This is a genomic window from Cryobacterium cryoconiti, from assembly GCF_004403065.1.
GTDB classification, from domain to species: domain Bacteria; phylum Actinomycetota; class Actinomycetes; order Actinomycetales; family Microbacteriaceae; genus Cryobacterium; species Cryobacterium cryoconiti.
In genome coordinates this window covers 25,947-39,817 of record NZ_SOHA01000014.1, presented here as the reverse complement: position 1 = coordinate 39,817, position 13,871 = coordinate 25,947, and the positions used below count along the sequence as shown (strand labels likewise).

The window sequence follows — 13,871 nt, the reverse complement described above, 5'->3', positions numbered from 1 at the left end:
GGCAGGCCTCAGCCGGGCAGGCCTCAGCCGAGCAGGCCGCTCAGCCAGGCCCGCGCTCCGCTGAAGACCTCGTCATCGTAACGGGACGTGAACTCGATGGGCTGCTTGTCGGCCCGCGGGTAGGAACCGAGGAACATCACCTGCGGACTGAACCGGCGCAGGCCGAGCAGCGCGTCGGCCACCCGCTCGTCATGGATGTGACCGTCGGCGTCGATCACGAAGCGGTAGCGTCCCATCGCGTCGCCGATCGGGCGCGACTGGATCAGGCTCAGGTTCACCCCGCGAGTGGCGAACTGTTCGAGCATTTCGAGCAGCGCGCCGGAACGGTCCTCGGGCAGCTCCACGATCAGGCTGGTCTTGTCCGCGCCCGTGCGCGGCGGCAGGGCGGTCGTGCGACTGACGAGAACGAAGCGGGTGACCGCATTGGGGTTGTCGCCGATACTGCGGGCGAGCACGACCACATCGTGGTGCTTCTCGATCCCGGGCGGGGCGATGGCGGCATCCGCCAGCGCGGATTCGGACAGCGCTGCGGCGGCGGCCACGTTGCTCGACGCGGGGACGTGGCCGTGGCGGGGCAGGTTCGACTCCAGCCAGCGGCGGCACTGGGCGTAGGCGACCGGATGCGCGTTGACGGTCTTCACATCGGCCAGCACGGTTCCCGGGCGAGCCACCAGGACGAAGTTCACCGGCACCAGATACTCACCGATGATGCGGAGCCCGGGGACGCTGGCGAGGGCATCCTGCGTGGCGGACACGCCGCCGTCGACGGAATTCTCGATCGCGATCATCGCGGCCACGCTGCGGCCGGACACGACGTCATCGAACGCTTCGCCCACATTGTTCACGGCCCGCCACGGCTTGCCGTGGGCTTCGACGACCTGGGCGAGGGCGGCCTCCGTGAACGTGCCCGTGGGTCCGAGGAAGCTGTAGCTGACATTGCGGGTCTCGGACATGGAGATCAGCCTAGTTGCAGTGCAAGACTGGGAACCATGAACGAACGCGCGGGCACAGCGGCCCTGGAATCTGACCTTGTCGATGTCGAAGCGCTGGTGAAGGCGTACTACGACCTGAAACCGGATGTCACGGTGCCCGCCCAGCGGGTGGCCTTCGGCACCTCCGGACACCGAGGGAGCTCTCTCAACACCGCCTTCAACGAAGACCACATCATCGCGACCACCCAGGCGATCGTGGAATACCGCGCAGCCCAGGGCATCACCGGACCGCTCTTCATCGGCACCGACCCGCACGCCCTGAGTGCGCCGGCGTACACGACCGCCCTTGAAGTGCTCGTCGCCAACGGTGTGCGCGTCCTGGTCGACGAGTTCGACGACTACGTGCCGACCCCGGCGCTCTCGCACGCGATCCTCGCCTACAACCGGGCCGGCAACAGCGACGAGGCCGACGGGATCGTGGTCACCCCGAGCCACAACCCGCCCTCCGACGGCGGCTTCAAGTACAACCCGCCGCACGGTGGACCGGCCGACAGCGACGCCACCTCCTGGATCGCCAACCGAGCCAACGAACTCATCGCGGGCGGCCTCAACGAGGTGAAGATGAGCGAGCCCAGCGCGGTCGAGACCTATGATTTCCGCGGCGAGTATGTGAACGACCTCGAGAACATCATCGACATGGCCGCGATCAAGGCCAGCGGCATCCGGATCGGCGCCGACCCGCTCGGCGGCGCGAGTGTCGGCTACTGGGGCGCCATCCGCGACCGCTACGAGCTCGACCTGACCGTGATCAACCCCCACGTCGACCCCACCTGGCGCTTCATGACCCTGGACTGGGACGGCAAGATCCGGATGGATCCGTCGAGCCCCTCGGTGATGGCGTCCGTCGCCGCGCACAAGGACGAGTTCGACATCGTCACGGGCAACGACGCCGACGCGGACCGGCACGGGATCGTCACGCCCGACGGCGGGCTGATGAACCCGAACCACTTCCTGGCCGTGGCCATCGACTATCTGTACAGCCACCGAGACGGGTGGCGGGCGGATGCCGCGATCGGCAAGACGCTCGTCTCCTCCACCATGATCGACCGCGTCGCGGGCTTCCTCGGCCGAGACCTCTGGGAGGTGCCGGTCGGCTTCAAGTGGTTCGTTCCGGGCCTGATCGACGGCTCGGTCGCCTTCGGCGGCGAGGAGAGCGCGGGCGCCAGCTTCGTGCGTTTCGACGGCACCGTCTGGACCACGGACAAAGACGGCATCCTGCTCGCCCTGCTCGCGGCGGAGATCGTCGCCGTGACCGGCAAGAGCCCCAGCCAGCGCTACGCCGAACTGGCCGAGCACTTCGGCGACCCGGCCTACGCTCGAGTGGATGCCGCGGCGACCCCGGCCCAGAAGGCCCAACTGTCCAAGCTCGACGGTGACGCGATCACCGCGACCGAACTCGCCGGCGAGAAGATCATCGCGAAGATGAGTCACGCCCCCGGCAACGGTGCGGCTATCGGCGGCGTCAAGGTCGTCACCGAGAACGCCTGGTTCGCGGCCCGGCCCAGCGGCACCGAAGACGTGTACAAGATCTACGCCGAGTCGTTCAAGGGCCCGGAGCACCTGAAGCAGGTGCAGATCGAGGCGAAGGCGATCGTCGACGACGCGATCGCGTAGCGCGCCGGATCTCGACAGGCTCGATCACCGCGGTGGTCGAGCCTGTCGGTGGTCGAGCCTGTCGGGGGTCGAGCCTGTCGGCGGTCGAGCCTGTCGAGACCCGCGTCGGCGGTCGAGCCTGTCGGCGGTCGAGCCTGTCGAGACCCGCTAGGGAATGCTCCAGTAGTACGCCGTGGCGCCCGGGTGCTTCTCGGTGATCGCGTAGTCCACCGACCGGTAGTCGGTGTCGTCGGTGTGTCCGGCGTAGTAGATCTGGATGTCGTCTCCGGAACCCTCGATCCGGGTGACCACCCCGGTGTGGTCGCGGTCGCCCGAATTGTCCCAGTCGAACTGGGCAACGTCACCGATCTTGACCTGGTCGCGCTGGTCATCCGTCAGAGCCGTGGCCCGGCCGGACTGCGCGACGTAATCCCGGAACGCGGTGGAACTGATCCAGGGCGAGGACGTGTCGAAGTCGGAGCCGGTTCCCTCGGACCACCACTGGTCGTCCATGGTCCAGCCCCGCTCGATCAGGGACTGGCTGGTGAAGTTGACGCAGTCGTTGTCGGTGATCACGCCGTAGGCGTCGGTGTTGTAGTCGGTCCAGTAGGCGAGCATGTAGTCCACCTGGGCCTGCGCCTGGGCGTCGACGGCAACGGGCTCTCCGGCGTCGGCAGGCTCGGCCCGCTCCGGCTCCGTTGCGTCAGCCTCCGTCGCGCCGGTTCCGGACGCGGTATTCGTCGAGGCGGCCTCCGTGGGATCCGGCGTCGGGGTGGCCGAGGCCGTGGGCTCGTCCGCGCCCATCGAGGCCACCGCGGCCGTTCCGGCGACCAGGCCGCCGAGGACAAGTACGACAACGCCGATACGGAAGCGTCGAGTCAAAACCACAGATATCTCTATTCGATCGGGGTGTCACCCGTTCGGGCGACGAAATACCCCGGTTGGGGGACACCCCAGATAATCACACTTATCCGTGAAATGTCAGAGTGTTCCAGTGAGGCGTGGACTCAGTTGTAGCCGGGAGCGGCCGGCAACCCGAAGAACTCCTCGAGCGTTGTCACTCCAACGCTGTGCATTTCGGCTGCGAGCTCAGTGCCGATGAAGCGGAAATGCCAGGGCTCATAGGCGTAACCGGTGATCTCCACCTTGTCGGCGGGGTACCGCAACAGGAATCCGAATCGCCACGCGTTCTGCGCGAGCCACTGCCCCTGCACGGTGTCGCCGAAACAGGCAGCCAGGGAGCAGTTCCCGGGCAGCGCGCTGATGTCGATGGCCAGCCCGGTCTGATGCTCGCTCGTTCCCGGTCGTGCCGTGCTCGTGTCGGCGACCGCCTGACCGTTGGCGGCGACGTCGCCGGCATAGAGGTCGACCTGGGTGGCGTAGCTGCGGTAAGCGCTCTGCGACTGGAACTGCAACCCCGTCTCGGCCTCGAAGGCTGCGAACAGGGCGACGACGGCGTCGGCAGCCTCCCGGCGCAGCAGCGGCGTCCAGACGTGGGCCACCGGCACCTCGACGAGGTCGCTGGGTGAGTAGTCGGCGGGATTCAGCGGCCGGGTCTTGTCGACGACCACCCAGATGCTGGCCGGGTCGTCGAGAGAGCGCGCCGACCGGTTGAAGGTGGGCACCACGGCAGGCTCCGGGGATCCGGTCGGGGCAGCTCTGGTCGGGGTGGGCGTGGCGGTCGGCTCCTGGCGGGGGGTGGGCACCGGATCCACGACAGGGCTGGCGGCGAGCGGCGGAGGTGCCCCCGTCAGGGCTCCGGCCAGGACCGCACCGGAAGCGAGCACGGCGATGACGATTGACAGCGCAATGATGCGCCTCCGCCGAAACGGATGCGCCGGCCCTGGTGCCTGTAGTCCCCCCACGGTGGCGAGCCTAGACCGGTCGGGGCCGTTCGGGCGACCGACTTGCTGGGGTCCCGTCGAACTCGATCGCCGGGGTGGGGAATTGTGCGGGCCGGCGAGGCGTTGGACCTCCTATGCGTATTGTTATTGCAGGTGGACATGGAAAAATCGCTCGTCAGCTGACCCGGGAGCTGGCGAAGGACGGCCACGAGGTCGTCGGGCTGATTCGAACGGATGAGCAGCGGGCGGACCTGATTGCCGACGGGGCGGTGCCGGTGGTGATCAGCCTCGAGGCGTCCTCGGCCGCCGACGTCGCGCATCTTCTGGCCGGCGCCGACGTGGCGGTGTTCGCCGCAGGAGCCGGAGCGGGCGGCAGCGAGGAGCGCCGGCAGGCCGTCGACTTCGGCGGCTCGGTGCTGCTGGCCGACGCCGCCGAGGCCGCGGGCGTGCCCCGTTTCATCCAGATCTCCTCGACCGGCACCGAGAAGGTGCGGAACGGCCAGACCCCCGAGGATGTCCCGGCGGACTTCCTCGGCTACCTTCAGGCCAAGCTGGCGGCCGAAGACGACCTCGTCACCCGCCCTCTGGACTGGACGATCGTCCGTCCGGGCGGCCTGCTCGATGACGCCGGCACCGGTCAGGTGCGACTGACCCCCGCCGGCCCCGGCCTGCCGGAGGACAGCGCCAGCGTTCCCCGCGCCGACGTCGCCGCCGTGCTGGCCGAGTTGATCACGAGTGGCGCCGCGACCCGCCGGGTGCTGCACCTGGTGTCCGGTGAGACGCCCGTCACCACCGCCGTGGCCGCGTTCGCGTAGGCCGGGTCGGCTTCACGCCGAGCTCGACGCCGACCGCCCGGGAAGAAGCAGCTTGAATGCGCGACGGATGTCTGAAATGCTGTGTGAGAGCGCTCTCTCGGTGACCCGGTGAGCCCGGTCCCGCCGGAACATCCGTCGGGGTGAATCCAATGGAGGATCCCATGTCCCTCGAGCCCATCATTCAGCACACCGACCGAGGCGAGATCCCGGTCGACCCCGCAGAGGGCACCGTCCGGGGTGGACCGGTGGATCTGGACGGACGCCGGTTCTACCGGATCGAGGCCTACGACCAGATGCCGCCGTTCTTCATGACGCTCGTCGGCGCGAGCGACGTGTGGCTCTTCATCTCGAGCACCGGCGGCCTGACCGCCGGCCGGGTTGACGCCGACCGGGCCCTCTTCCCGTACTACACCGACGACAAGGTCACCGAGAGCGCCGGCCGGACCGGCGGGCTGAGCGTGCTGCTCGTCCGACGGCCCGACGGGACCAGCACCCACTGGCAGCCGTTCGCGGAGCTGCGCCCCGGCGATCAGCACGTGCAGCGCACGCTCTACAAGGACGCCCTCGGCACGACCCTGGTCTTCGAGGAGACCCGCCCGGATCTCGGCCTGCGCCTGCGCGTGACGTGGCAGACCAGCGCCCGTTTCGGCGTCGTGCGCAGCTGCGCTCTCACTTCTCTCGCCGGCGACACTCTCGACGTCGACCTCCTCGACGGCCTGGTGAACATCCTCCCTGCCGGGGCCGGCAAGAAGACGCAGAACGAGTTGAGCGTGCTGCTCGACGCCTATAAGCGCGCCGAGCTCGACCCGGCGACGGGCCTCGGGCTGCTGACGCTGAGCGCGACGCTCTCCGACCTGGCCGAGCCCAGCGAGTCGCTGCAGGCCAACGTGGCCTGGCAGGTCGGGCTGAGCAACGCCGAGCACCTGCTCTCGACCAGCCAGGTGGCCGCCTTCGCCCGCGGCCGGGGCATCACCGCCGAGACGGATGTCCGCGGCCAGCGCGGCGCCTACCTCGTGCACGCGCGGACCACACTGGCCCCCGGCAGCACACTGCGCTGGCAGATCGTCGCCGACGTGAACCAGGATGCGGCGGATGTCGTGGGCCTGCGGGAGAAGCTTCGCGACCCGCTCGCCCTCGCCGAGGAGCTGGCGGCCGACATCTCCGGCACCCGGTCCGATCTGGAGACGATCCTCGGGGCCACCGACGCCGCCCAGCACACCGGTGACGAGCTGGCGACCATCCACCACACCGCCAATGTGCTCTTCAACACCATGCGCGGCGGCGTCCCCGCCGAGGGTTACACGGTGGAGTCCCGCGACGTGCGGGCGTTCATCACCCAGCGGAGCCAGGCGACGGCCCGGCGCTGCGCCGCGGTGCTGGAGGCCCTGCCCGAGCGGCTGCGGGCCGACGAGCTCATCGCCATCGTTCAGGAGCACGGCGACGTGGACCTGTGGCGCCTCGCCACGGAGTACCTGCCGCTCACGTTCAGCCGCCGGCACGGCGACCCGAGCCGGCCGTGGAACCAGTTCCGGATCGTGCTGAAAGACGAGAGCGGCATCCGTCGCCTGGAATACCAGGGCAATTGGCGGGACATCTTCCAGAACTGGGAGGCGCTGGCCTGGTCGTTCCCCGAATACGTCGAGTCGATGATCACGATCTTCCTCGACGCCACCACCGCCGACGGCTACAACCCGTACCGGATCTCCCGCGACGGCATCGACTGGGAGGTCCCCGAGCCCGAGGACCCGTGGGCCAACATCGGCTACTGGAGCGACCACCAGATCGTCTACCTGCTCAAGCTGCTCGAAACCTCGCACCGCTTCCACCCGGGGCGCCTCGACGCGCTCGTCAACCGGGCGGCCTTCACCCACGCCGACGTGCCGTATCGGATCGCCTCGTACCGGGACATCCTCACCGACCCGTACAACACCATCACGTTCGACGACGAGCGGCAGCACACCATCGACCGCCGGGTTGCGGCGGAGGGGTCGGACGGACGGCTCGTGCACGGCGCCGACGGCGACCTGGTGCGGGTGACGCTGGCGGAGAAGGTGCTGCTGCTCCTGCTGGCCAAGCTCGTCAACCTGGTGCCCGACGGCGGCATCTGGATGACGACCCAGCGCCCGGAGTGGAACGACGCCAACAACGCGCTCGTCGGCCGCGGCCTGTCGGTGGTCACCCTCGCCTACCTGCGCCGCTACCTCGTCTTCGCGCAGGACCTGCTGACGGTCGACGTCGAGCTCTCGAGCGAACTCTCCGGACTGCTCACCGCGGTGCGCGACGTGCTCTTCGAGCATTCGGACGCCCTGGCCGACGGATTCGATTCCACTCGCCGCAAGACCGTCATGGACGATCTGGGCGAGGCCGGGACCGCCTATCGCAAGCAGGTCTACGCCGGTTTCGGCGGGGACCGGTCGACGGTCGCCGCGGGAGACGTCGCCGAGCTGCTCGATCTGGCCCGACGCTTCGTGGAGTCCGGCCTGCGCGCCAACCGGCGGGGCGACGGACTCGTGCACTCCTACAACATTCTGGACCTCGGAGCCGATCGCGCCGACGTGCGGCGGCTGGCGGAGATGCTCGAGGGCCAGGTCGCCATCCTCTCCTCCGGCCTGCTCGGCCCGGACGAGTCTCTGGACCTGCTTCGCGCCCTGCGCGCAAGCCGGCTGTACCGCGCCGACCAGCACAGCTACATCCTCTATCCCGACAAGGACCTTCCGTCCTTCCTCGCCCGCAACACCTTCAGCGCCGCCCGGGCCGACGACTGCCCCCTCGCCCTGCGCCTTGCCGCGGCAGGCGACCGCAGCGTCGTCGTGCGGGATGTCCAGGGAGACCTGCACTTCGCCGCCCACATCCGGAATGCCAGGGGCGTTTCGGAGGCGCTGGACGCGCTGAGCACCGACCCGGCCCTGCATGACGCCGTGGAACAGGACCGGGCCGAGCTCCTGGGCATCTTCGAGGAGGTCTTCCGGCATGCGGAGTTCACCGGGCGCTCCGGGTCGTTCTTCGCCTACGAGGGCCTCGGCAGCATCTACTGGCACATGGTGTCGAAGCTGCTGCTCGCGGTGCAGGAGACACTGGAACGTGCCGTCGCCGAGCAGGCGGACGAGGCGGCGATCTCGGGGCTGAAGGCGGCATACGAGGACGTGCGGGCCGGCATCGGCTACCGCAAGGATCCGCTGACCTACGGTGCGTTCCCCACCGATCCCTACTCGCACACCCCGGCCGGCCACGGCGCACGGCAACCGGGAATGACCGGGCAGGTCAAGGAGGAGGTGCTCACCCGGATGGGCGAGCTCGGCCTGCGGGTCGAGGACGGTCGCATCCGGTTGCGGCCCACTCTGCTCCGGGCCGGCGAGTGGACCACGACGCCCGGCACGTTCACCTATTCGGACGTCACCGGTGAGCAGCAGAGCATCGATCTGCCCGCCGGAGCGCTGGCCTTCACGTTCTGCCAGGTCCCCGTCGTATTCCACCGCGGGGGTCCGCTCGACGTGGTCGCGCACCTGTCCGACGGCACCCACGTGCCCGGGCAGGGTGGCACACTCGACGCCGACCTGAGCGCGAGCATCTTCCGCCGCGACGGCCGGGTGCTCTCCCTCGTGGTGACCGTGCCGGAGCACGCCGGAATCTGACCCGAACGGGGCGGCGGCCGACCCGCCGCCCCCGGCTGCGACTCCTCACGCGCACCAAATGAGAGCGCTCTCTTGACAAACGACCGATCCGCACACTAGCGTGATCATCAACACGTGAGAGCGCTCTCACAGCACTGATGAGAGCGGACTCGCATCCACCCATCAGCACGCACACAAGGGAGTGACCGTGAAGCGTTTCCCACGCAGCACACTTGCAGTAACCGTCGCCGGAGCGGCATCATTCGCATTGCTCATGTCCGGCTGTTCAGCCGGCGCCGACACCGGGCAGTCGACGGACAAGAACGTCAAACTGACCGTCGCCACCTTCAACGAATTCGGCTACGAGGACCTCTTCGCCGAGTACGAGAAGGCCAACCCGAACGTCACTATCACGCACAAGAAGGCCGCCACCTCGAACGAGGCCCGCGACAACCTCACGACCCGTCTCGCCGCAGGCAGCGGCCTGAGCGACGTCGAGGCCATCGAAGTGGACTGGCTGCCGGAACTGCTCCAGTACTCCGACCAGTTCGTCGACCTCACCTCCGATGACGTCAAGGACCGCTGGCTGGATTGGAAGACCGAGGCCGCAACGGATGCCGACGGCCGCCTCATCGCCTACGGCACCGACATCGGCCCGCAGGGCGTCTGCTACCGCTCCGACCTGTTCGCCGCCGCAGGCCTGCCGACCGACCGCGCTGAAGTCGCCGCGCTCCTCGGCACCAGCTGGGAAAGCTACTACGCAGCCGGCGAGAAGTTCGCTGCCGCCGGCACGAACGTGCCGTGGTTCGACTCGGCCGGAGCCACCTGGCAGGGTGTCGTCAACCAGATGCCCAACGCCTACGAAGAAGAAGACGGCACCATCATCGCCACCGAGAACCCGGAGGTGAAGGAGGCCTACACGAGCGTGCTCGGGGCCAGCACCACCCTCTCCGCCCACCTCGGACAGTGGAGCGACGACTGGACCGCCAGCTTCCAGAACGACGGCTTCGCCACCATGCTCTGCCCCGGCTGGATGCTCGGCGTGATCTCCGGAAACGCTGAAGGCGTCACCGGCTGGGACATCGCCGACACCTTCCCCGGCGGCGGCGGCAACTGGGGCGGTTCGTACCTGACCGTTCCCGAGCAGTCCAAGAACCAGGTCGAAGCGCAGAAGCTCGCAGCCTGGCTGACCGCCCCCGAGCAGCAGCTCAAGGCGTTCGAATCCAAGGGCACCTTCCCGAGCCAGGTCGACGCTCTCGCGAGCGACGAACTGCTCAGCGCCACGAACGAGTTCTTCAACAACGCGCCGACCGGTGAGATCCTCGCCAACCGCGCCGCGGCCGTCGACGTGACGCCGTTCAAGGGCGAGTTCTACTTCGCCATCAACGACGCCATGCAGCAGGCTCTCACCCGGGTCGAGGATGGCTCCATGACGCCCGACGAGTCCTGGGCTCAGTGGGTCACCGACGTCGAGTCGCTCGGCTAACCAGCACCACCCGCCGGCCGGGCCTGTCGAGACACCTCTCGTCAGGCCCGGCCCCCGGTCCCGGCCGGCTCTCCCGGCTCGACCGCCCTGGTTTCGACACGCTCGACCACCGGGTCTCGACAGGCTCGACCACCGGGTCTCGACAGGCTCGACCACCGGGTCTCGACACGCTCGACCACCGGGTCTCGACAGGCTCGACCACCGGGTTTCGACACGCTCAACCACCGAAGGACTGTTCATGACCACCGCCGCCGCCGCCGCCGAGGTGAATGCCCGCAGCATCCGCCGCATCGCCCTCAGCCACAAGCTGAGCCGCTGGGATGTGCGCTTCTCGCCCTACCTGTACATCTCTCCCTTCTTCCTCGTCTTCGGAGTCATGGGCCTCTTCCCCCTGCTGTACACGGCCTGGGTGTCGGTGCACGACTGGAACCTCATCGGCGGCCAGGGCGACTTCGTCGGTCTGGAGAACTTCGTCACGGTGCTGACCCAGGGGTACTTCTGGAACTCCCTCCGCAACACCTTCAGCATCTTCCTGCTCTCGAGCATTCCCCAGGTACTGATCGCGCTCGGCATCGCCGCCGTGCTCGACTTCAACCTGCGCGGCAAGACCTTCTGGCGTATGGGCGTACTCCTGCCCTATGTCGTGGCCCCGGTCGCGGTCGCACTGATCTTCAACGACCTCTTCGGTGACAAGTACGGGCTCATCAACAGCGGCATCATGAGCCTCGGGCTCGAGCCGATCCGCTGGCACGTCGACGTGATCCCCAGCCATATCGCCATCGCCACGATGGTGAACTTCCGCTGGACGGGCTACAACGCCCTCATCTTCCTGGCCGCCATGCAGGCCGTCCCGCGGGACTACTACGAGGCCGCCATCATCGACGGCGCCAACCGCTGGCGCACCTTCCGGTCGATCACCCTGCCACTGCTGCGCCCGATCATCATCTTCGTCATCCTGACCTCGACGATCGGCGGTCTGCAGATCTTCGACGAGGCGCGCATGTTCGACAACGTCGGCCAGGGCGGGGCCAGTCGCCAATGGCAGACACTCACCCTTTACATCTACGAACTCGGCTGGAACCAGCGCAACTTCGGCCGGGCGTCCGCCGTGGCCTGGCTGCTCTTCCTGATCATCATCCTCATCGCGGTGATCAACTTCCTCATCACCCGCCGCATCGCGGGCACCGCCGACCGCAAGCTGCGCGTCCGCCCGAAAGGCATGAAATGAGCAAGACCATCATCGGCGGCCACGACCGCCGTCCCTCCCTCTGGGTCTACGGCATCCTCATCGCCGTTCTCCTCGGCTCGGCCTTCCCCATCTGGTGGTCGTTCCTGATCGGCAGCCAGGATGCCTCCGCGCTGAACCAGAACGGAATGATGTGGATTCCGGGCGGGAACTTCATCGCCAACGCCCTGACCGTCATCGACAGCATCCCGTTCTGGACGGCCCTGGGCAACAGCATCATCGTGTCGACGGTCGTGTCGCTGAGCGTGGTGATGTTCTCGACCCTGGCCGGCTACGCCTTCGCCAAGCTGAAGTTCCGTGGCCGTGAAGGCCTGTTGATCTTCGTGATCGCGACCATGGCCGTACCAACCCAGCTCGGCATCGTGCCGCTGTTCATCGTCATGTCCCGGCTCGGCTGGACCGGCAGCCTCTGGGCCGTCATCGCACCCGCCATGGTCACCGCGTTCGGCGTGTTCTGGATGACCCAGTACCTGCGTGACGCACTGCCGGACGAGCTGATCGAGGCCGTGCGCATGGACGGCGCGTCGATGATCCGCAGCTTCTGGCACATCGGCCTCCCCGCCGCGCGCCCGGCCGCAGCCATGCTGGCCCTCTTCACCTTCATCGGCACCTGGACGAACTTCTTCTGGCCGTTCATCGTGCTCGGGCCGGGCAACCCCACCCTCCCCGTGGCATTGCAGCAGCTGCAGGCCGCGTTCTACGTCGACTACTCCCTCGTGCTCGCCGGCGTCGTCCTGTCGATCATCCCGCTGATCCTGGTCTTCATCTTCCTGGGCAAGCAGCTGGTCGCCGGCATCATGCAGGGCGCGGTCAAGGGATGACCGCGGTACTGAACCCTTCCACCGTGAACCAGAATATGGATATGACCACAGACGCTCGCTCCTTCCCTCCCGCATTCCTGTTCGGAGCGGCAACGGCCGCCTATCAGATCGAGGGTGCCGCCCACGAGGACGGGCGCACGGATTCCATCTGGGACGCGTTCAGCCGCGTCCCCGGCGCCGTCCTCGGCGCCGACAACGGGGACGTCGCCTGCGACCACTACCACCGTTACCAGGACGACGTCGCGATGATGAAGGATCTGGGCCTGCAGACCTACCGCTTCTCCACCTCCTGGTCGCGCGTGCAGCCCGACGGCGGCCCGGTCAACCCGAAGGGGATCGACTTCTACTCCCGCTTGGTCGACGAGCTGCTCGGCGCCGGCATCAAGCCGTGGCTGACCCTCTACCACTGGGATCTGCCGCAAGCCCTCGAGGAGAAGGGTGGCTGGGTCAACCGCGACACTGCTTCCCTGTTCCGGGACTACGCCCTCAACGTGCACGACGCCCTCGGCGACCGTGTCGACGTGTGGACCACCCTCAACGAGCCGTGGTGCTCCTCTTTCCTCAGCTACACCGGCGGCGTGCACGCCCCGGGCCGGCAGAGCCCCCGCGACGGCCTCGCCGCGGCGCACCACCTCCTGCTGGGCCACGGACTCACCATCGAGGCCCTCCGCGACCGCGATCCGAAGCTCGAGCTCGGCATCACGCTGAACCTCACCGTCGCCAAGCCGGTCGATCCGGCCCGCGCCGGCGATGTGGACGCCGCCCGACGGATCGACGGACAGTTCAACCGAGTCTTCCTCGACCCGATCTTCCGCGGCGCCTACCCCGAGGACCTCCTGGAGGACGTCGCCGAATTCGGACTGACCGACTTCATCCAGGACGGCGACCTGGCCCAGATCAGCCAGCCGATCGACACCCTGGGCGTGAACTACTACCACGGCGAGCTGGTCAGCGATCGCCCGGCCGAACATCCGTTGCTCGCCCAGGCTCCGACCAGCCGTCCCACCCGGTCGGCGTTCCCCGCCGCCGACGGTGTCTTCACCCACCCGCAGGGGCTGCCGCTGACCGCCATGGAGTGGGAGGTGCAGCCGGACGGCCTGCGCGAACTGCTCGTTCGCGTGAACACCGAGTACGCAGCACCGGCCGGCACCAGCCTCTACGTCACCGAGAACGGCGCGGCCTTCGACGACGTCGTCGCGGCGGACGGCAGCGTACCGGATGCCCGGCGCACCGAGTTCCTGACCGACCACCTCGGCGCCGTGCTCGACGCCATCGATGAGGGCGTCGAGGTCCGGGGCTACTTCTACTGGTCACTGATGGACAACTACGAGTGGGCCTGGGGCTACGACAAGCGCTTCGGAATCGTACGGGTCGACTACGCCACCCAGGAGCGCACCGTCAAGGACAGTGGGAGGGCTTACGCCGACATCATCCGCAACCGCGCCCTGTCCTGATCCGGAATT

General features: G+C 68.0%; 10 protein-coding genes. 7 read left to right on the top strand and 3 right to left on the bottom strand.

Annotation, left to right across the window (positions count from 1 at the left end; translation table 11 throughout):
- Positions 1–23: 23 nt before the first annotated feature.
- Positions 24–953, bottom strand: a complete 930-nt coding sequence (gene pheA / locus E3T49_RS05920) for a prephenate dehydratase (protein ID WP_134424041.1) — start codon at positions 951–953, stop codon at positions 24–26.
- A 36-nt stretch (positions 954–989) separates the two neighbouring features.
- Here pheA and pgm point away from each other — a divergent pair, with 36 nt between their 5' ends.
- Complete coding sequence (gene pgm / locus E3T49_RS05915; RefSeq protein ID WP_134424040.1) at positions 990–2,606, top strand: phosphoglucomutase (alpha-D-glucose-1,6-bisphosphate-dependent); 1,617 nt, start codon at positions 990–992, stop codon at positions 2,604–2,606.
- A gap of 147 nt (positions 2,607–2,753) precedes the next feature.
- On the opposite strand, the gene E3T49_RS05910 is transcribed toward pgm, so the two are convergent.
- On the bottom strand, positions 2,754–3,473 hold the full coding sequence (locus E3T49_RS05910; protein ID WP_134424039.1) for an amidase domain-containing protein: 720 nt from the start codon (positions 3,471–3,473) through the stop codon (positions 2,754–2,756).
- A gap of 119 nt (positions 3,474–3,592) precedes the next feature.
- Positions 3,593–4,372, bottom strand: a complete 780-nt coding sequence (locus E3T49_RS05905) for a M15 family metallopeptidase (RefSeq protein ID WP_241972678.1) — start codon at positions 4,370–4,372, stop codon at positions 3,593–3,595.
- A gap of 191 nt (positions 4,373–4,563) precedes the next feature.
- Here E3T49_RS05905 and E3T49_RS05900 point away from each other — a divergent pair, with 191 nt between their 5' ends.
- From E3T49_RS05900 to E3T49_RS05875, 6 genes are all read left to right on the top strand, one after another.
- Positions 4,564–5,244 (top strand): SDR family oxidoreductase, encoded by a 681-nt coding sequence (locus E3T49_RS05900; RefSeq protein WP_134424038.1) that lies wholly within the window; start codon positions 4,564–4,566, stop codon positions 5,242–5,244.
- A 161-nt stretch (positions 5,245–5,405) separates the two neighbouring features.
- Positions 5,406–8,876 (top strand): hypothetical protein, encoded by a 3,471-nt coding sequence (locus E3T49_RS05895; protein ID WP_134424037.1) that lies wholly within the window; start codon positions 5,406–5,408, stop codon positions 8,874–8,876.
- 253 nt (positions 8,877–9,129) lie between these two features.
- Entirely contained in the window at positions 9,130–10,341 is a 1,212-nt protein-coding gene (locus E3T49_RS05890; RefSeq protein WP_134424036.1) for an ABC transporter substrate-binding protein, read from the top strand.
- 238 nt (positions 10,342–10,579) lie between these two features.
- A complete protein-coding gene (locus E3T49_RS05885) occupies positions 10,580–11,569 on the top strand; it encodes a carbohydrate ABC transporter permease (RefSeq protein ID WP_134424035.1) in 990 nt (329 codons plus the stop codon).
- Positions 11,566–12,408 (top strand): carbohydrate ABC transporter permease, encoded by an 843-nt coding sequence (locus E3T49_RS05880; RefSeq protein ID WP_134424034.1) that lies wholly within the window; start codon positions 11,566–11,568, stop codon positions 12,406–12,408. Before E3T49_RS05885 ends, E3T49_RS05880 begins: the two co-directional genes overlap by 4 nt.
- A gap of 41 nt (positions 12,409–12,449) precedes the next feature.
- The gene (locus E3T49_RS05875; protein ID WP_134424033.1) at positions 12,450–13,862 is read left to right on the top strand and encodes a GH1 family beta-glucosidase; all 1,413 of its coding nucleotides are present in this window, start codon (positions 12,450–12,452) and stop codon (positions 13,860–13,862) included.
- Positions 13,863–13,871: the final 9 nt, after the last annotated feature.

Coding starts and splice junctions, on each gene's coding strand:
- E3T49_RS05895 (WP_134424037.1), top strand. CDS start 5,406: ATGTCCCTCGAGCCCATCATTCAGCACACCGACCGAGGCGAGATCCCG.
- E3T49_RS05885 (WP_134424035.1), top strand. CDS start 10,580: ATGACCACCGCCGCCGCCGCCGCCGAGGTGAATGCCCGCAGCATCCGC.
- E3T49_RS05890 (WP_134424036.1), top strand. CDS start 9,130: ATGTCCGGCTGTTCAGCCGGCGCCGACACCGGGCAGTCGACGGACAAG.
- pgm (WP_134424040.1), top strand. CDS start 990: ATGAACGAACGCGCGGGCACAGCGGCCCTGGAATCTGACCTTGTCGAT.
- E3T49_RS05875 (WP_134424033.1), top strand. CDS start 12,450: ATGACCACAGACGCTCGCTCCTTCCCTCCCGCATTCCTGTTCGGAGCG.
- pheA (WP_134424041.1), bottom strand. CDS start 953: ATGTCCGAGACCCGCAATGTCAGCTACAGCTTCCTCGGACCCACGGGC.
- E3T49_RS05900 (WP_134424038.1), top strand. CDS start 4,564: ATGCGTATTGTTATTGCAGGTGGACATGGAAAAATCGCTCGTCAGCTG.
- E3T49_RS05880 (WP_134424034.1), top strand. CDS start 11,566: ATGAGCAAGACCATCATCGGCGGCCACGACCGCCGTCCCTCCCTCTGG.